General features: G+C 33.4%; 18 protein-coding genes and 1 pseudogene. 14 read left to right on the forward strand and 5 right to left on the reverse strand.

The features are described from left to right. Window positions 1-162 precede the first annotated feature (162 nt). Window positions 163-1410, reverse strand: coding sequence for an MFS transporter (locus BM350_RS10790; protein ID WP_090912140.1), 1248 nt, complete (start codon window positions 1408-1410; stop codon window positions 163-165). Between the two features lie 111 nt (window positions 1411-1521). Here BM350_RS10790 and BM350_RS10795 point away from each other — a divergent pair, with 111 nt between their 5' ends. The 6 genes from BM350_RS10795 (at window position 1522) to BM350_RS10820 (ending at window position 8085) form a co-directional block, all read left to right on the forward strand. Continuing rightward, window positions 1522-2379 carry a LysR family transcriptional regulator gene (locus tag BM350_RS10795; protein ID WP_090912138.1) on the forward strand — a complete coding sequence of 286 codons (858 nt, stop codon included), beginning with the start codon at window positions 1522-1524 and terminating at the stop codon, window positions 2377-2379. Window positions 2380-2513: 134 nt separating this feature from the next. Further along, complete coding sequence (locus tag BM350_RS10800) at window positions 2514-3182, forward strand: response regulator transcription factor (protein ID WP_090912136.1); 669 nt, start codon at window positions 2514-2516, stop codon at window positions 3180-3182. Continuing rightward, window positions 3169-4182 (forward strand): sensor histidine kinase, encoded by a 1014-nt coding sequence (locus BM350_RS10805; protein WP_090912134.1) that lies wholly within the window; start codon window positions 3169-3171, stop codon window positions 4180-4182. Before BM350_RS10800 ends, BM350_RS10805 begins: the two co-directional genes overlap by 14 nt. 285 nt (window positions 4183-4467) lie before the next feature. Further along, on the forward strand, window positions 4468-5217 hold the full coding sequence (locus BM350_RS10810; protein ID WP_090912132.1) for an ABC transporter ATP-binding protein: 750 nt from the start codon (window positions 4468-4470) through the stop codon (window positions 5215-5217). 5 nt (window positions 5218-5222) lie between these two features. Further along, a complete protein-coding gene (locus tag BM350_RS10815; protein WP_090912130.1) occupies window positions 5223-7211 on the forward strand; it encodes an ABC transporter permease in 1989 nt (662 codons plus the stop codon). Between the two features lie 304 nt (window positions 7212-7515). Further along, on the forward strand, window positions 7516-8085 hold the full coding sequence (locus tag BM350_RS10820) for a response regulator (RefSeq protein ID WP_211482628.1): 570 nt from the start codon (window positions 7516-7518) through the stop codon (window positions 8083-8085). A 58-nt stretch (window positions 8086-8143) separates the two neighbouring features. On the opposite strand, the gene BM350_RS10825 is transcribed toward BM350_RS10820, so the two are convergent. Then, window positions 8144-8689: a 2'-5' RNA ligase family protein gene (locus BM350_RS10825; RefSeq protein WP_170857681.1), complete on the reverse strand. Its 546-nt coding sequence runs from the start codon at window positions 8687-8689 to the stop codon at window positions 8144-8146. A gap of 503 nt (window positions 8690-9192) precedes the next feature. Between BM350_RS10825 and BM350_RS10835 the strand changes: the two genes are divergently transcribed. Further along, on the forward strand, window positions 9193-9564 hold the full coding sequence (locus BM350_RS10835; protein ID WP_244547974.1) for a hypothetical protein: 372 nt from the start codon (window positions 9193-9195) through the stop codon (window positions 9562-9564). Between the two features lie 135 nt (window positions 9565-9699). Here the strand turns inward: BM350_RS10835 and BM350_RS10840 are convergent, their stop codons facing one another. Next, complete coding sequence (locus BM350_RS10840) at window positions 9700-10545, reverse strand: hypothetical protein (protein ID WP_090912125.1); 846 nt, start codon at window positions 10543-10545, stop codon at window positions 9700-9702. 148 nt (window positions 10546-10693) lie between these two features. Between BM350_RS10840 and BM350_RS10845 the strand changes: the two genes are divergently transcribed. Then, the gene (locus tag BM350_RS10845) at window positions 10694-11731 is read left to right on the forward strand and encodes an SDR family oxidoreductase (RefSeq protein WP_090912123.1); all 1038 of its coding nucleotides are present in this window, start codon (window positions 10694-10696) and stop codon (window positions 11729-11731) included. Between the two features lie 343 nt (window positions 11732-12074). Beyond that, the gene (locus BM350_RS10850; RefSeq protein ID WP_302847784.1) at window positions 12075-12587 is read left to right on the forward strand and encodes a GNAT family N-acetyltransferase; all 513 of its coding nucleotides are present in this window, start codon (window positions 12075-12077) and stop codon (window positions 12585-12587) included. A gap of 266 nt (window positions 12588-12853) precedes the next feature. Here the strand turns inward: BM350_RS10850 and BM350_RS10855 are convergent, their stop codons facing one another. Continuing rightward, window positions 12854-13327 (reverse strand): hypothetical protein, encoded by a 474-nt coding sequence (locus tag BM350_RS10855; protein ID WP_090912119.1) that lies wholly within the window; start codon window positions 13325-13327, stop codon window positions 12854-12856. A 237-nt stretch (window positions 13328-13564) separates the two neighbouring features. On the opposite strand from BM350_RS10855, the gene BM350_RS10860 reads away from it, so the two are divergent. The 3 genes from BM350_RS10860 (at window position 13565) to BM350_RS10870 (ending at window position 16517) form a co-directional block, all read left to right on the forward strand. Beyond that, the gene (locus BM350_RS10860; protein WP_244547975.1) at window positions 13565-13870 is read left to right on the forward strand and encodes a hypothetical protein; all 306 of its coding nucleotides are present in this window, start codon (window positions 13565-13567) and stop codon (window positions 13868-13870) included. A gap of 364 nt (window positions 13871-14234) precedes the next feature. Beyond that, a complete protein-coding gene (locus BM350_RS10865; protein ID WP_090912117.1) occupies window positions 14235-14813 on the forward strand; it encodes a GNAT family N-acetyltransferase in 579 nt (192 codons plus the stop codon). Between the two features lie 429 nt (window positions 14814-15242). After that, window positions 15243-16517, forward strand: coding sequence for an MFS transporter (locus BM350_RS10870; RefSeq protein ID WP_090912115.1), 1275 nt, complete (start codon window positions 15243-15245; stop codon window positions 16515-16517). Window positions 16518-16662: 145 nt separating this feature from the next. On the opposite strand, the gene BM350_RS10875 is transcribed toward BM350_RS10870, so the two are convergent. Further along, window positions 16663-17064: an SMI1/KNR4 family protein gene (locus BM350_RS10875; protein ID WP_090912113.1), complete on the reverse strand. Its 402-nt coding sequence runs from the start codon at window positions 17062-17064 to the stop codon at window positions 16663-16665. Between the two features lie 319 nt (window positions 17065-17383). Here BM350_RS10875 and BM350_RS27485 point away from each other — a divergent pair. Beyond that, a pseudogene (locus tag BM350_RS27485) lies at window positions 17384-17515 on the forward strand (protein kinase); the annotation flags it as partial. Window positions 17516-18027: 512 nt separating this feature from the next. Further along, window positions 18028-19080 carry a ParB/RepB/Spo0J family partition protein gene (locus tag BM350_RS10885; RefSeq protein WP_170857683.1) on the forward strand — a complete coding sequence of 351 codons (1053 nt, stop codon included), beginning with the start codon at window positions 18028-18030 and terminating at the stop codon, window positions 19078-19080. Window positions 19081-19097 lie beyond the last annotated feature (17 nt).

Below are 19097 nucleotides of genomic sequence, written 5' to 3' on the forward strand. Positions count from 1 at the left end.
AATATGTGTTCTTTTTCTTTATTTTCAACAACTACATTTTTTCTTTCTACTATGTTAAATAATACAGTTTATATTTGAATAGAACGAATGAATATTCTTTAGGTAAATAAAGTTATGATGGAAACTGAGGCATACTTCACTGCTGCATTAGCAATTATTATCTTAGAGCCCATCAGTGAATTGAATACGTAATTGTTTGTTACGATATTCGGTAATGGTTAACCATATTCCACTCAAAGCAATGAGAAGAGCTAGGATACTAAACGGAGCAGCATAACTATGTAGATAGTCAACAAGTATACCAAACAATGCAGGTGCAAGTACAATAGCAAATTGATTTAATGTTAAAGCAAAACTTACAGTTAAACCAATAAATTGCGGATCTGATCTTTCTGATACTAAAACGATAAATAAACTAAACCACCCGATAGCAAAGAAACCAAGAAAGAAGCATAAGATTACAAGTAACCAAAAAGTTATATAAGGCATGACAAAGCTCATACAAAGGAGCAATAAGATAGTGATACCGATAGTTATTTGTAGTGGAATGACACGATTTCCTTTAAATATGTTATCACTAGTCCATGCTAAAAGGATTCTCCCAATCATTCCGCCCAGCAATACTACACTTAATAATGTTCCAGCATGATGAAGATTTGTATGAACTTCATTTGTAAGATAACTCATTAGGTGGGAAACGAGCACCATTTGTAATGACATCATTGTTATTCCAATTAAAAAGATAGGGTAGAGAGAATCGTTTCTTCGTATCTGCTTTAACTTTGTCAGGAAGGAAGCCGTTTCTATTTTTTGAATGGTGGAACGCTCCTCACGATAAAATAGGATGAACAATAGGCCCCCACTAATAGTTACAATTGCTTGCACAAGGATTACAGAAGGGAGTCCATATTTATAAAAAAAGAAAGGAAGCGTACTAGAAGCTAAAGCGCCTCCAATTGGAATCCCAGTTTGACGAATGCCCATGGCAAGTCCTCTACGCTGAGGAGGAAACCACTTTACAATCGCTTTACTACCCCCAGGTTGTGCCGTTCCATACCAAATTCCTACAAATAGTAAAATAACTACTAGATATGTATAATTGGTGACTGGATAGGCAAGCAACATACTCGCTCCAAGAAAGACAGAACCTACACCTACAATCCATCTTTCGCCATATCGGTCCATTAAGTTTCCGAATGGCAGCATCGAGAAGATCGGTCCAATATTTACAGCTGATACAAGTAACCCTGTTTGAAACTGAGATAGGTGATGTACTTGCTGCCATAAAGAAGCTAAAGGACCAATTCCGTACGTAACAAACGTAGCAAATGTTTGTGAAATAGTTGCAATCAATAAGATAACCCACCTGTAAGAGCTAGTGGAATCATTTCTTGTTTTTTGTTTCTGCATTTTATCATTACCTCCTCTTCGCTCTTATTGTATGAATATAGAGGTATCATGTAAAATAAATAATAAAGATAAAAAGTATCAAAAAAATTGATATCATGAGAGGTGAGTTATGTGGATATTAAAGATTTGACTGTATTTAAAAAGGTAGCCGAAGAAGGAAGTATATCGAAAGCAGCAAAATCACTAAGCTATGTTCAATCAAATGTCACTATGAAAATTAAACAGCTAGAGGATGAGCTAGGAGTTCCTTTATTTTACCGGAATGGAAAGGGAGTTACTTTAAATTCTAATGGTGAGATTTTGTTAACATATGCTAGGAAGATTCTAGATTTAACTGAGCAATCAATCAGATTGGTACAAAGTAATCACTCTAAACCTCTTGGTACGCTGAAAATTGGATCTACCAACTCTACAGCTGCAGTCCGTTTACCCCCGCTTCTAAAAAACTATTATGAAAATTATCCTGAGGTCGAATTAGTATTGGAAACCCATACAAGCACTGAGCTAACTCAACTTGTGCTCGAACGTAAACTAGAAGGAGCATTCATTGTCGAGAATGTTCATCATCCAGATTTAACTTCTATTTGGTTTTGTGAGGAAGAACTAACGATTATTAGTCACCAACCTTTACATACTTTCCAAGAACTTGATAAAGTCACTATGTTAGCATTTGGGAACGGTTGTCACTATCGAAACATGATAGAAAAGTGGTTAAAAGAAGAAGGCATTTATCCAAAGCGTGTATTAAAATTCGGTACGATTGAAGCAATCATCGGTTGTGTGAAGGCTGGAATGGGCATAGCCGTCATGGTCAAATCAATTTTGAAAGACCATGAGCAATCTTTAACTTTGACGGCTCTCCCTGAGAAATATTCTAAAGTACCAACTTATTTTATCATGAGAAAAGATGTGCTTTTTTCGGCTGCTCTTCAGAAATTTGTTGAGATGATAAAAGAAAAAACTATGTAGCTTTTTTGTATATTACAATAAAAGTAGATAGCTAAGGCCATAATAATAATAATTTGAGAGTTGTCATATAAAGCAAATATGGTGTGCTATAATTGTAAATATTAACCGTAAGATTATTATAAAAGAGGATAAAGATGAAGAAAAAACTTTTACTTATAGAAGATGATGTTAAGTTAATAAAGTATATGAAAGAATACCTAGGTGCTTATGATTATTTGGTTGAGACAATAAAAGATTTTGATCATGTTGAGGAAGAAATATATAAGGCAGAGAGCGATTTAATACTTTTAGATATCAATCTTCCGAAGTTTGATGGATTTTATTTTTTGAAGGTAATTAGAAAAAAGCTACAAACCCCCATTATTATCGTTTCTTCAAGAAGTGAAGAGGGAGAACAAGTTAGAGGGATAGATTTAGGAGCAGATGATTACATCACAAAACCTTTTAGTATGGGTATACTTTTAGCAAAAATAAATGCAGTGTTAAGAAGAGTAAATAACTTAAATGAAAATATGATTGAAATCAAAAACGTAAAACTTTTTTGTGAGAGTATGGAAATAAGAGTAGGTCATGAGAGTATTCCTTTATCTAAGAATGAATACAAGCTTCTTAAAATATTCTTCACAAATTATGAAAAAGTGGTTACAAGAGAGGAACTGCTAGAAGAGTTATGGGATAAAGATGAATTTGTAGATGATAATACTTTAACAGTTAATATAACAAGGTTAAAGAAAAGGCTTAAGGAGAAGGGAATTCAATTAACTATCGAAACGAAGAGGGGAATTGGATATGTCCTTAAGTAAACTAGTAAGGGCTACTTTGAAAAAGGAGAAAGCTTCGATTTCTCTTTATTTATGTAGTTCTTTTTGTATCATCCTCTTTTATTATTTCTTATATGATAAGAAATTGATTCTTTATCCTATTTTGGTATGTTGCTTTTGTTTGGGTGTGTATTTAATTTATAAATTTTTTATATACAAATCATTTTATGAGTCCCTTGAAGAGATAAAGGCAAGTCCTGCTTATAATCAAGCTGAGGACAGCATTTTTGAAGACGTATTTGATGAAATCAGGGAGATTCATAACAATTATATTTCAAAAATATATGCCTTAGAAGTTAACAATGAAGAGAAGGAAAAATTACTTATAGAGTGGATTCATAATATGAAGACTTCTGTAGCAGTCATTCATTTGGCTTTAGAAAAATTACCTAATGAAGAAGCAATTAAGGATATTCGAGATGAAAATAGTTTATTGCAAATGAATTTAGAAGGTGCATTGAATATATTCAGACTAGGAGAGTTTTCTAAAGACTATGTTCCTGAAGCTATCTATTTAAAGGATTTAGTGAAGGAAAGCATTAATTCACAAAAAAGAAATTTTATTTATGCGAATGTATTTCCGGAGATTAATATTCCTGAAGATTATGTCATCCTATCAGATAAAAAATGGAGTAAATATGTGATGGAGCAAGTGATAAGTAATGCCATAAAGTATTCGTTTTCAGGAGGGAAAGTGTGCTTTTATGCAAAAGAAAGTGAGAATGAAGTTACGCTTTATATACAAGATTCAGGTGTAGGAATAAAAAAAGAGGAACTTTCTAGGGTTTTTGATGCATTTTTTACGGGAAGCAATGGAAGAAAAGAAGAAAAATCGACTGGCATCGGTCTTTATATGTGCAAATGCATTTGTGATAATCTAAATGATAAAATAGAAATTACTTCTGAAGTTTCAAGAGGTACAACGGTAAGTATTACATATTTAAAAACGGATCAATTCTTAAATTTGGACAAATTCTCTTAGGTTATGCCTTCCTCCCAGGTCTTTTATGCCCATCTTTACCTAAACACGCTCCTATTTTACAGGAAGCCAAGTATACTTTGGTTTCCTTTGTTGTTTTTTTCCTTCATAAAACTCCATCATCATTTCCCTTTTTGATTGTTTTTCACGATCTTCTGTTAGGAAGCTAACTAGAAACAAAAGAAACCTTACATCGGTGTAAGGTTAAGTAAGGAAAATCAATTTGAGAATATAATAATTAGGAATATACTTTAGGTAAAGTTTTGAAGGGAAACGAGGTAGATTTACATGAGAGTTTTAGAATGTAGAAGAGTCACGAAAGTTTATGATGCATTTAAAGGAGCACAAGCTATAAAAGCACTTAATGACATATCTTTTAAGATAGAAGATGGAGAGTTTTTAGGAGTTATGGGACCTAGTGGAAGTGGGAAAACAACTTTATTAAATATTTTAGCTGGAATTGATAAAGCTACAGCAGGTGAGATTTTCATAGATGGAAAGAATATTCTTACGATGAAAAAGGATGATATGGCTATTTTTAGAAGAAATCATATGGGATTTATATTTCAAGATTTTAATCTGTTGGACAGCTTGACGGTTAAAGAAAACATAGGGTTTCCATTAACATTAGACAGGATAAAACCGAAGATTATTGAAGAGAAGGTTAATGGATTAATAGAATATCTTGGTTTAAAAAAAGTGGAAAATAGTTATCCCTATAATATTTCAGGAGGCCAAAAGCAGAGAGTGGCGCAAGCTAGAGCACTAATTAAAGATCCTAAAATAATATTAGGAGATGAGCCAACAGGAAATTTAGATTCAAAATCATCAACGAATATAATGGAAAGCTTTAAAAAGATAAATGAAGAGAGAAAATCGACTATTGTTATGGTAACTCATGATCCTTTTGCAGCATCCTTTTGTCAGAGAATTATATTTATAAAAGATGGAATAATTAAGCTTGAAATAAATTCCAATGGAAATAGAAAAGAGTTCTTTGACAAGATTATAGAAGCACAATTAATTATAGGAGGATAAGAACAGTGGAATTTTCTTCAATGATTATAAAGAATATTAAGCATAATATTAAAAATTACACGGCATATCTTCTTGGTAATAGTCTTATTCAATGTATTTTATTTATGTTTTTTACTATCGTTTTTAGTCCGGAATTCATACAAATTGATAAAACTTCGGGTACCAAAGCAAATTTTATGTCTGTAGTAATATTAATGGTAGCTTTTTCAGGGATGTTTATCATTTTCACTACAGTTTCTTTTACGAAATATAGAGGAAGAGAATTTGGAGTATATTTTACAATTGGATTAACTTCAAAGGAGATCATAAAAATACTTTGTTATGAAAATGCTATTATTTCTTTGGCCTCATTTCTATTTGCATCTCTTGGGGGAAGCGTATTTTCAAGACTATTTCATATGGCCATCGGAAAAATATTGAAGATAGATCATATAAATATTCCTTTAAGTATGAAAGCTTATGGAACAATCTTTTTCATATCCGCTGTAATATTTTTATTTACAACTCTATATCAAATGTTTTTCTTAAAGAGATACTCAGTTGTTAATATATTAAAGTCAAAATCAAAGAAAGATGTGGGGCGTACAAGCACTGTTTTAGGCGTGATCGGAATCATTATTTTTGTAAGTTCCCTTATTGCTTTTCGTATGGCTGTGAATGGGGAAATAAAAAATAATGTAAGCTTAGTTTGTACATTATCTATACTAGGTACAGTCGTGTCCGTTTATTTATTAATCGGCTTTGCCATGACGGTTGTTGTAAAGATTTTGAGAAATTTTAAAAGTACATATAACAATAATATTTTACTTCTTAATTCTCTTTCGCATCGCTTTAAATCGTATCGAACAGTTTTGTATGTAGTTACATTAATGGTTTTTGGAGCAATGATGTTTATTTCTATTGCCTATAGCGTGTATAAGTCAACAGAAAGGCAAATTGATACAAAGTATCCTTATGATATAAGTTATATTGTTGATAAAAGTCAAATGAAAGATAAAAGCATGAAAGACTTTGTTGAAAAGAACTTAGCGGAAGTTAAAAATTATGTTGAGTTAGAAGGAATAAATATTCCAGAGATCAGGGTTTATGAAGGGAAATGCTTGTGGCGCGATCCTCAAATACTAGTGATTAGTGAAGATAGCTATAGAGCATTAGGGAATCATGAGTTAAATCTAAAACAAGGAAAAATTCTGTATTCACATATTGAAAAACAAGGTAGTTTTTTAGCAGGCGGCTTTATGTTAGATTTGTCGAAAAAACCAATGAAAGATGAATTGTCTTTAAAGGAATATAAAGAACAGCATAAGATGGATGAGTATATCTATGTAGCCAGAGAGAATAAAAGAGATCAAATAGGTACGATTGTAAATACTTTCTACAATGATAATTATCATAGAGGTGATGTTTTAGTTGTAAATAATGAAGATTATAACATAATGAAGAATAAGTTAGGGGACGAAGCTGTTACTTATGATGTACTTATGAATCTAAAGAATGGCAATGGATATAAGGGAATCAAGGATAAGTTAGAAGCTAATTTTGGAAAAAAGGTTAGCGATACATTAACGATTAAAGCAAATATACTTGATGATACGATACGAGAAAACGGCTTTATGCTATTTATATTTAGCTTTATGGGAATGATGTTTTTAATAGGAAGTGCAGCAGTTTTATACTTTAAGACAATCACATCTATTGAAGAGGATAGAGAACGAAGTAAACAATTAATGAAAATAGGTGTAACGAAGAAGGAAATTAATCGGTTATCAATGAAAGAATTAGGCGCAGTATTTCTTGTTCCTCCAATAATAGCGTTAATATGCACAGGGTATTATTTATCTACCATCTATAATGTTATTAATGGTGGGGAATATATGTGGGAAAACAGTTTAATTGTTTTTGGCGTATACTCTATCATTCAAATAATATTTTATATTTTAACTAGCAGTAAGTACAAAAAACAAATGAATAAAATTTATGTAAATCCAAGCTAAAAAAATGGCGTACCCCCTTTGGGTTATATAAATGCCAATTAAAAAAACGACATAAAAAACCCTCTTTTTAGGTGGAAGAGAGCATCTGGCCATGCATAGAAGCGGTCAGGGCCTTTTTCTGCTACATGCGAAGTAAAAACAGAAAGAGCAAACGAGTGTAGGTTACTTATTATTCTGCGTAGCAGGGATTTAGATGTCGAAAAATGAAGGTGGATTTATATAGTATAATCTAGGTATGGCTATTTCCAATAGTCATACCTAAGTTTTTATGGTAGGAGAGTAAACATGTATAAAATAATGATCGTTGAGGATTACTACACTTTGTAGCAATATAGTTGAGAGATTAACGAAATGGGGATTTCAGACAGCTACTGTTAAAGACTTTGACAATATTACTGTGAAGTTTACGCAAAGTAAACCAAATTTAGTTATTATGGATGTGAACTTGCCTTATTTTGATGGATTTTATTGGTGTAATCAGATAAGAGAAATATCAAATGTTCCGATTCTATTTGTTTCTTCAAGAGATACAAATATGGATATTATTATGGCTGTAAATACAGGTGCGGATGATTATATAACGAAACCATTTTCGATGGATATTTTAATTACGAAAATAAATGCATTGCTTAGAAGGGCGTATTCTTATGGTGGGGAGAGTTCTGATTTACTGGAGTGCGGTGGTGTTATATTAAATCTAACGGATAATACGCTTTTCTATCAGGAACAAAAAATAGAATTGACTAGAAATGAATTTAAGGTCATGCTGTTGCTTATGAAAAATAGAGGAAAAACGATATCAAGGCAGAGATTAATGAGGGTACTTTGGGAAGATGACAATTTTATTAATGATAATACCCTCACAGCACTCTGAAAACGCTTGGATAACTATTCAAGCGTTTTACTATTCTTTTAAGACATCGAATAAGAGTCTACATTTGAGCATGCTTTTTAAGTGGAATATCTAGATATTTTACATATCTGTTTGTTTCTTTTTCTTGATATATTCTTATGAAACTCACTTCAAATGTAGGATAAGGACTGAGCTCTTTTTCAGTAATTTTAGCCATGTTTTTTAATTCCTTACTAGATAACCCCCAATGTGTTTGTCCCATTGTTAAATGAGGTACATAATTATCTAGTTCCATATATTTTTTAATCAACTCATTATCAGGAGAAATGGCATTAACAATTTTTTGATGTAATTCAAAAATTTTCTCTGATGTAACACTCAAGAATAGAACACTTTCTCCAAAAAACATTGATTGATTTAGGGAGACATTGAACACAGAAAAACTTTCACAAACCTTTTTCAATTTTTCAATCCATTCTAAATCGGCAGTTAAGCCTCCTTGAGCTTTTACCGTAATGTGTGGTTCAACAACATCGACAAGTAAATTATTTTCCCATCGCTGTTGAACTTTAATTATTTTCTCTTTATATTCACCTGGAGGCACAATCCCAATAAAGTATTGCATATTTATTCTCCCTTTTTATCCCGCTATTCGTGGGCAGTAAGACCCCCACCTCAAGATTCAGAGAGAAGCAAAGAAGATAGGTGGGGAATAACCGCCCGTAAAAGCCCGATTGGGCGGGCTTTCCGTCAGTGGGGGATGAAGAAAACCCCAACTGACGGAAGTTTCACTTTATAGTTAATTAAAATATTTGTACTTAAATAAAATTTTCTTGTAGGTTAGTTGAAATTCATCTCTCCTAATCTTAATTTCTATAATTATTTTAACATGATTCTGAAAATATTATAAAATTTAAATTTTTTCGGTGTGTAAAGTTGTGATGACAACAATCTACCTTTGACATCCTTGCTCCATTATGAAGCATATAAGAATTGAACAGAGTTGTGAGTTGAAGTTCAGATTTCTATGAAAAGAGGATTCTTCACTTAGATTGCGAATGAAAATAAGGGATATACAATAAAATGTGGAAAATGATTATAAATAGATAGAACAGGAGGGGAATCACATTGAAACAACTGAAGATGATAATTCTCTCAGCAGTTGTTTTTTCCTCACTATTATTAGGCGGATGTCAAACGACTGATAAGCAAACAGGCAGTAAAACAAAAGCAACAGAAACAACGAAAGATATACGGGAAATCGCTTGGAATTCACTTTCTGATTCGCAGAAAAAAGAAGTGATTGGTGAATGGAAAGAAGCCCAAGTAAGTAAAACGGTTGCAAATGCTCAGGGATTTGCTTTAAAAGACCATTCCTTTGAGGGAAAAGAAGTGACACAGGTTGTGTTCCGTTCTACAAAGAGTAGTTTATTGGGAGATATCATCAAACTTGTAGATGAGAAGTCAGGAAAAGTTGTTGGAGCGGGTTTGAGGGAATAGTGCAAAGAGTGGAGAAGTGCCGACAAGGTAGTTCTCTCTTTTTATCTAATTCGCCGCTGTTTCCTCAAGCTTTAGAATTGTATTTTATAAAGAAAAAACAGTAAATGTCCTTGTTAAACAAGACATTTACTGTTTTTAGATGGAAAAGTGTTTTTTCTTTTCTTCAAGTCTTCTGGTTAGTTCGTTAAAATTTTGAACTACATCTGGCATCGATAATTGCTTTGCTAATGAACGGCCTTTGTGGATGGATTTAGCGGCTTCCTCCAATAAATTTGCTTTTATTTGAGCATCCGCAAGACAATACCAATAAAACCAGGCATCCATTTTTGAAATTTTATCGTTATAGAATTTTTTAATGGTAGGGTAGTATCGGGAATATAATTCTTCATCAAAAGCCAATTTTTTACCGTTCCATTTTAATGTATCTACAAGATAGCTATCAGCAAGATACCACTGCCAAACTGCTAAACCTACCTTTTGATTTCCGTTCAAAATATCCATCTTATGATAAGGAACATCCGCAATCTTTTTGAATGAGTTATCATTCCACTGGAACACTTCAAGTTTATTTCCTGCTGCTGCACCAATTGTAACACCGAATAAACATTCTTTTATACCATCACCAGTAATATCAGCTAAGCCTGAAAAATCTAAACCCACTCCTTGAGTTTTGGTCTCCCAAATTTTTTGCCAATTATTATTTTCTTTCTTCAAAACCATTATTCCAAACTGAGAAGGATGTTCTTTTGCTTTAATTTGAGAAGTAACGATTATTTCTTTCTGCCCATCCTGGTTGAAGTCGTAGAGTTGAATTGGCTGTGTAGAGAAAGGATTTTCAGGGCTTACAAGTAGTGAGTTTGATGGCTTAAACTCCTTAACAATTTTCATTAGATTTTCTTTTTGATTCTCGTTAGCGAAAATAAGTATCGAAGAAGAATTTAAAATTCCGAATGAGAGTAAGATAATTAGCATTATTTTCATTTCAAAATAGCCCCTTTAGAGTGGTATCAAAGGTTATAATTCCCTGACATTACTTTTCTTATCATCCCCGTAACTTTTTCGGTAGGAAAATCGTTATATAAAGTGAATGCTAATTTTATAGGTTATGAAAATGAATGGGGGGAATTTTATGAAGGTCCTTATATTGGGGGGGACTCGTTTTTTAGGAAGAGCTTTAGTAGAAGAAGCATTGAAAAGAGGGCATGAAGTCACCTTATTTAATCGTGGCACGAATAAAGATGTATTTCCTGAAGTAGAGCAGCTAACCGGCAATAGAGACAGTGATGTATCATGTTTAGCAAATCGAAAATGGGATGTTGTATTGGACACATGTGGATTTGCTCCGCATCAAATTAAAAAAATTGCTGCTGTACTTGGAGATAACATTGAACATTATACATTTATATCAAGTATCTCTACTTACAAAGATTGGATTCCACTTCATATTAAGGAAGGCTACCATTTACAGCCTATGCCACCTAGCGATAAGTTGAAAGCGGTTGAGGATGGGAAAATATCTCCTTACGAATATTATGGAGCACTTAAAGTCTTATGTGAAGAAGAAGCAGAAAAACATTGGCCGGGGTGTGTTTTGCATATAAGAGCAGGGCTTCTTGTTGGGCCATTTGACTATTCAGATCGACTCCCATACTGGGTTCAGCGTGTAGCACAAGGTGGGGAAATAATGGTGCCAGGGCGTTCAGACCGTCCTGTTCAACTGATTGACGTGAAAGATGTGGCAACCTGGGCATTCGATATGGCAGAAAACAGAAAAGTAGGCAAGTTTAATGTAACAGGGCCGAATAATGAATTGACGATAGAAGAACTATTAAATACTTGTAAAGCAGTAACAAATAGCGATGCTGAATTTGTATGGGCAGAAGAACAATTTTTAATTGAGAATAACGTAAAGCCATGGACGGAGTTGCCTTTATGGATTCCTGAAAATTTCCCATTAGAAGGAGAGAGAGAACCGTGGAAAGGCAGTTTTTTCATCAGTATAGAAAAAGCTGTTAACGCTGGTCTTTCTTTTAGACCTATTGAAGATACTATTTGTGATGTGTATCTATGGGAGAAATCGAGGCAGGATACAGAACGAAAAGCAGGTATATCAAGAGAAAGAGAGGCCGAATTGCTAGAGGTTTGGTTTCAGAAGGAGAAATTATGATGATAGTATATACTCATCAAGCAGAGAAAAATTTTGCAAGGAAATAGATTCGTCTAAATTGGGAGTCCAAAAGATCTGATATGATTGTGTAATAAAATTTAGATTTCAAAAAATATTTTTGCCCCGTTTTAAATTTAGACGGGGTGTTTATTTTGGTTAAATATGATTTTAAATTAAAATTGCGTATTATTGAAGAATATCTTGAACGAGTTAGACAATGGATTAACCTGTATAAAAAGTTTGGTGCTGATGAACTAAAAAGAAAAACTTCTCTCACTCTATTCGATTTATTCTGAATGTTATAAACTGGAATAAAAAATAATATAGGAGAAAGATGATGACAATGAAATTAGTGAAACCAACACACCAGCATAGCAAACAAATCATGGCTTATCGGCAGGCATTCCTAAATTCAAGAGAGCAACCGTATGGCAGTTGTTCCTTACAACGCTTTGATTCCATTGATGAATGGCTTGAAAAGGTCAAAATTCAAGAAAAAGGAGAAAATTTACCACCAAATCGAGTTCCATCCACTCAGTTTTTGAGTATTGAAAAGGGGAAATTACTCGGTTTAATCAATATCCGCCATCGATTAACGCCAGAATTACTGATGGAGAGCGGACATATCGGTTATAGCGTGCACCCTGACGAACGTCGAAAGGGTTACGCCGCTGAGCAACTTCGGCTTTCTTTATTTGAAGCAAAAAAATTAGGATTGGAGAAAGTGTTGATAACTTGTGACAAAGCAAATATCGGCTCTGCCAAAACCATTCAAAAAGTTGGAGGTATCTTAGAAAATGAAGTAATTTCCCCTGATACTGGTGAAATTGTTCAGCGTTACTGGATAGAACTATGATTGAGTAAGTTTTCAAAAATTATATTTGAAATCATATTGAAACTGGATAATAACTAAAAGAAAAATCGGAGTGAGGAATCACTCCGAAAAAAGTCTAACTTTTGGGATTCAGTACAAATTGCACCTCTTATTGTCATTAGATGGATAAGAAATGATTCTCTTTTTTTACCTTCGATAATACGCGTTATATCAATTTTACATATATGATATTCATACTTTAAATAAATGATAAAAGCGCTCTAATTTTAAGGAGAGCTTTTTATCATTTATTTTTGATCGAACACAAATATTTCTTTATATTTTCTTGCATGTATTTTTTGACCATTTTCTAACGTCTTTGGTAGGTCCTCTTGCCATGTAACAATAACCGTAATACCTTTTGCTTTTACTGACACAGGAAAATTAGGAAAATGACACTCATTAGTGGTGACTGTTCTCTCAGTCTCAAGCGCGTCCATATTTCCCCGCAAGGTTTTGGAATCGTTAAAGTTACTGTATATATCTACATCTAAATTATAAACATCTTTTCCTAGGTTCTTCACATCTAGACTATATGTATTTACTACGCCTGTTTTTGGTTTCGAAAGCCTTTGGTCATCGTCAGCTTTATCAATTTTCAAATGCCAATGTTTAGAGGACTTTGATATAGGAAGATTACTTAACGAGGCAGCTTCCGTTAATATATTGCTACTGAATATAAAACACACCATACAAAAAAGAACAACTGTTATCTTTCGCATATTCCAACCTCCAAAGTACAGGATTTTATCTTATTTACTATTTCTTTAAATAAAAGGTAATATGTATCAAATGATTAGTGGTAAAATACGGATTAGACGATATCTGCTTCCAATAGCACTGATTATGTGAAAAGAGAGGAGTCTGTAATGTTTTCTTGTATAAGATAGACATACACTATAAAAATGGGATTTAAACTGTATTATTAAAGTAAGTAATTTTTAATTGGAGTGTTTTATATGGCATTAAAAGAATTAGGTATCTTTGAGATGAAAAGTAATAAGATTTTTGTGAGTGACCCTTGTTATTCAATAGAATTTGCAGTTACGGAAGATGAATATGTAGCAGATGAGGATTTATCTTTACTGCTAACTCCTGCAAAACAAGGCAAGTGGAAAGCTACTGTATATTACTCCGAAGATGAAGTCGTTACAAAGCTTGTTGCTTCTCATATTGAAACAAATAAAGATAGCGCTTGGATAGAACTGAATAAAGGTATTTCTTCATCTTTTCGTCTCAAATTAGGTACAAGTATTATAAATTAGACGTTTCATCACATAAGTTGTAGTTAAAATAAGAATGTCACGTAAAGAAACAAGTGGAATTTTCATCTCATAACATAATATGGAACCACAGGCAGGTATAAAAGTCCGCTGCGTGGTTCTTTTTCTTTTTTCTTTTTTGGAGCAATATTTAAAGGGGACTCATTCAAATATTTAAAGACTTTCAACCAAATGGTAAACAACCGTTGCATATCCAGTTGATAGAATATGTTATAGCAGATGTTTAATTAGACTGTTAGAAGTTTAAAAAACAAGACTACATTTGATCAAGCTGTCAATGAAGTACAAACAGAGTACATAATGAATAAGGATATAGACTAAACATGTAAGAAAAGGGGAGTCTAGTATGGAACTTACTCTAAATCGGGTAAAACTTCAGCTCATGCAATTAGAACATGCCGAACAATTATATAAAATTATTGAGGAGACACCTTCTCTTTGGTCGTATATGCCAAGACAAATGAGAAGCCAACATGATATGGAAGAGATGGTGAAAGAAGCTTTAGAAAGTTATAAAGAAGGCACTGTACTTCCGTTTGTTGTTGTAGACCAGTTTACTAACAGTATCGTTGGTAGCACTCGCCTATACGATATATCTGCTGATTATAAAACATTGGAGTTAGGCTATACATTCTATGCTCCTAGTGTTCAAAGAACGAGTATTAATACAGAGTGTAAATATTTATTATTAAGGCATGCTTTTGAAACATTACAGATGGTTCGAGTTCAAATTAAGACAGACCTTCAAAATAAGAGGGCACAGAAAGCCATTGAGCGTTTAGGAGCTATAAAGGAGGGCGTCTTACGAAATGAAAGAACCTTATATACAGGACAAACAAGAGATGCCTGTGTTTATAGTGTTATTTCTAAGGAATGGCTTACTATTAAAGAGAATTTGCAGCTCTTACTTCAGAAAAACTACTAAATAATTTAGATAGAATCATGAAAGTTACGGTTTTAAGTTGTGGAAACGACATATTATTTTTAGTAGGAGTTCTGTTTGGTATATGTTATGTAATGAAATAAGGAGAAATATAATGAAAAGAGGTGCGATTTGCGCCTTTTCTACTTGAAGGAATAAAACAAACAGTCCGTAATGATATTAAGGGACAAGAAGTAAGTCCCAATGAAATGATTGAAATAGTACAGGAAATTAAGATAAAAATAAATAATAAAGTTATTGTTGAAGTTAAATATTAGTATATTAAAATGATAATATATCAAGCGTAGAATTTGGGCAGTTTTTTGTTTTTCTCTTTTAGAACAAAAAGAACGAATGGAAATGCTATTGAATATGAAACAGTAATCATAGTACATTTAAAAAGGGGAGATTTTTCATAAGGAAGGTGAGGGAATGCTAGATAAAGCTGATGATTCAATAATGAATCATATGTATACAGTAGAAGAACAACAAAAGTTATATAAACGGACGTTAGTAATCGTAAGTATTTCACAAATGTTTGGTGGTGCGGGGTTAGCTGCTGGAATTACGGTAGGCGCACTTCTCGCACAGCAAATGCTTGGGACAGATGCATTCGCAGGGTTGCCAGCTGCTATATTTACAATGGGATCGGCAGGAGCCGCTTTCATAGTAGGAAGGCTTTCGCAACGTTATGGGCGTCGAATAGGGCTCGCGACAGGATTTATGGTAGGAGGGCTTGGGGCTATTGGAGTGGTAATTTCCGCTTTAACAAATAGTATTATTCTCTTACTTGCTTCCCTGCTGATTTATGGTGCAGGTACAGCCACAAATTTACAAGCTCGTTATGCCGGTACAGACTTAGCAAATGAGAAGCAACGGGCAACTGCTATTAGTATTACAATGGTTATGACGACCTTTGGTGCGGTAGCGGGACCAAACTTAGTAGGTGTAATGGGGAGTTTTGCTCGTTCTATTGGTATTCCTGAACTTGCTGGTCCTTTCATATTATCAGCAGCTGCATTTCTTTTAGCGGGTCTCGTACTTTTCGTTATGCTTCGTCCAGATCCATTACTTGTAGCAAACATGATAGAAACATATAAACAGAAGCATATATATAAAGAGCATTCGATAGCTAAAAAATTAATAACAAATAAAAGAGGCATTACAGTTGGGGCAATCGTTATGATACTTACGCAAGTTGTCATGGTTGCTATTATGACGATGACTCCCCTACATATGAAACACCATGGTCATGGCTTAAATGAAGTGGGTCTTGTCATTGGGTTTCATGTAGGCGCAATGTACCTTCCATCACTCGTTACAGGAATCCTTGTTGATAAGATTGGTCGAATGGCAATGAGCATTGCTTCCGGAGTTATACTACTTACTGCGGGAGTGTTAGCTGCTATTGCACCGAGCGATTCTTTAATACTTCTGGTTGTTGCCCTTTCTTTACTAGGATTAGGATGGAATCTCGGTTTAATAAGTGGAACGGCTCAAATTGTTGATTCAACAGAACCTGTAACACGTGCAAAGACGCAAGGAAAAGTGGACGTTTTTATTGCATTGGCAGGGGCTTCTGGTGGAGCGATGTCCGGCATGGTGGTAGCTAATTCAAGTTATGCAGCATTATCATTAGCTGGAGGAGCTTTAGCCTTATTGCTTATTCCTGTTGTGATATGGTCTAGAAAAGGTGGAGAACATTAAATAGAGTAGAGGGCCAGAAAGTTTTGTAGATGGACATAAAAAGAGAGAAGAGGCAGAGAATAAATTGGGTTAATTAAAAAAGCATCTCACAAAGTTATTAGTGGAATGCTTTTTCTGTTTTAAATAAAGTGAGCATTAAACGGATCTATAATTCTCTCAAAAATATTCTTTCAGCTAATTCTCTAAAACTTTTTTCGTCTCTTGGTATAATTGATAAGTCCTCATGCCAGATTTCAACAATTGACCAGTTATTTGTAGTTTGAAAGCCTATTGCATCACCAGAAAAGTTATCACCAAATAATAAAATATTTTTTATTTCTGGGTTGTCATTTGCATCATATATTTCATCAGCTTCGATTAGTCCTCCATAGAACATAAAATATCCATCAGAAACGGATCCATATCCAACTTCTTTTAAGAAGTTAATATAATCTTGGGGAATACCATCCAACATTGAGTCTTCATCAATAACGGAATCAATTAATTTATCAAATTTATAATCAGTAGGTGTATCATGGATTTTTTTTAGGATCTCTTTGTATACCACATCTCAACACTCCAAATAATTTTTTGAAAATCCCATATTATATTTCTACATGCTTTCGCTGACTTTAATTTTTCTTATAAACCACAAATATTATGTAATTTTTGTAGTTACCTATATATATTAATTCTAGAAATACAGGCTTACTATTATTGGCACAATACAATAGGACTATTTAAATTTACTATATACTTCATTTTTTCTTATAGCAACATTGACGTGTTGTTCGGATTCTCTAAAATCTGTAATTCTTAATGAACTCATCATATTTTAGAGTTAAAATTAAATAAAGATGCGTATGAAGAATTGAAGGTGAGAAGCTTTGGATTTAGTTCAAAAATTAACCCGTATTTATGGCTTAGGGCTTTGCTGTGGGTTGTGGAGTAAAGCTGAAGTAATTCAATGGTGTGATAAAGTGATTGAAGCAAGTGACAGTCCGCCATATGAAATAATTTTTCGCATTCAGTTATTGCTTCTCCGACAGGTTTATAACTAATCTTATACCAAAACTTTTCAAAAGACTGCTGTTCTTGAGCTTTAGCAGGAGTATTAATAACACTGATAATTAAAGCGAAAAGTATTGATATCAATATTTTATGTCTTTTACTCATTAATGGGTTCTCCTTAAAAATACTTGCAATATACTGTATTGTTTATCATGTCCTTTAATCTCAATATCATTTTTCACTTCCGATAACATTGAGGATAGCCCTTAAGTGTTTTGCATATAGTGAGGATGAGGTGATGATTCCCCACTTAAACTCGGAAATGAATCATACGGCACAATAAAAACTGAAGAAGCTCATTAGAAGTGTATTTTATAAAGAAGAAGGATAGTAAATCTCCTGGTTGAACAGGAGATTTTTTTATTATGTGTGGTGCAGCATCGGCTGGTGAAGTAAGAGGTCTAGGACAATTTGAAAACTACATATTAGTAGGAAAAAGGCAAAAGGGTGGTGGGAACGAGTGGAATATAAAAAAGTTGCATTAAAAGAAATCAAGTGCGATGTAACAGCTCGAACACATCCAGATGATGAACGATTGTGTAATAGTATTGAACTAGAAGGAATAAAGGAGCCTTTGCGTGTAGAAGGACCAAATCAAGAAGGGAAATATTACATTATTGATGGGTATAGAAGATGGACTGCTTTAAAGAAATTAAAGAAAGGATCTTTTCTAGTTCCAGTCATTACTTCTGGAAAGTGTACGACTGTTCAACAACGTAATATTGCTCGTTTTAACTTACAAAATATAACGAGAAGAACGACTGGTATGGATAAGACTTTTTTAGTAGAACAAATTATGAAACAAGGAAATATGGAAGTCGAAGAAATTCGTATTGCATTAAATTTGACGAGAACACAAATGAATAAAATAAAGAAAGCGCTAGCGATTGCTGAAGAAAAGCGCCAAGCGGTAGCTAAAGTCAGGGGTAGCAACGAAGCACTAGAAATAATTGAGTCTGCGCCATTTTCAGCAGAGATTAAAGGTTGGCTATTTGATCTTTTGTTAGAGAGAGATTTAACAGGAGAAGGAGCACGAGCCATTAAAAAAATCGTTAGAATAGATATGTATAGTTTGCTATCTGAAGAACAAAAACGAAAGCTTATTGAAGATACGCTACGTTGTTATAAATTTGATGATAATAAGGCGTATTATCTTGTTATGGAAGAATTAATGAGAACAAATCCAAAACATCACAGTGAAATATTGGAAGAATGGATAAATTATATTTGTTGGCAAGCGGATATATTAAATGAGCTTATCGATCCTAATTTAAAAAATATGATTAGTAGTAAGCACTTACAAAAATTACAAAAAAGCTTAAGTAAGCCGTATATAAAAGTTTATACATCAAAATCTGTGGAAGATGTATCAGAGAGAAAGCAGGATAAAACATTTGAGAAAAAAGATACATCAACAGGTTTTACGATTTATATGAATGCAGAATCTGTACGATCTTCCAAAAAACAAACAAAAACAGAAGAGAATAATCAGCAGCTTGGTTTTTGGAACTAAGCTGTTTTTTTTATTCT

It is taken from the genome of Bacillus sp. 103mf (genome assembly GCF_900116295.1).
In the GTDB taxonomy this organism is placed as follows: Bacteria; Bacillota; Bacilli; order Bacillales; family Bacillaceae_G; genus Bacillus_A; species Bacillus_A bruguierae.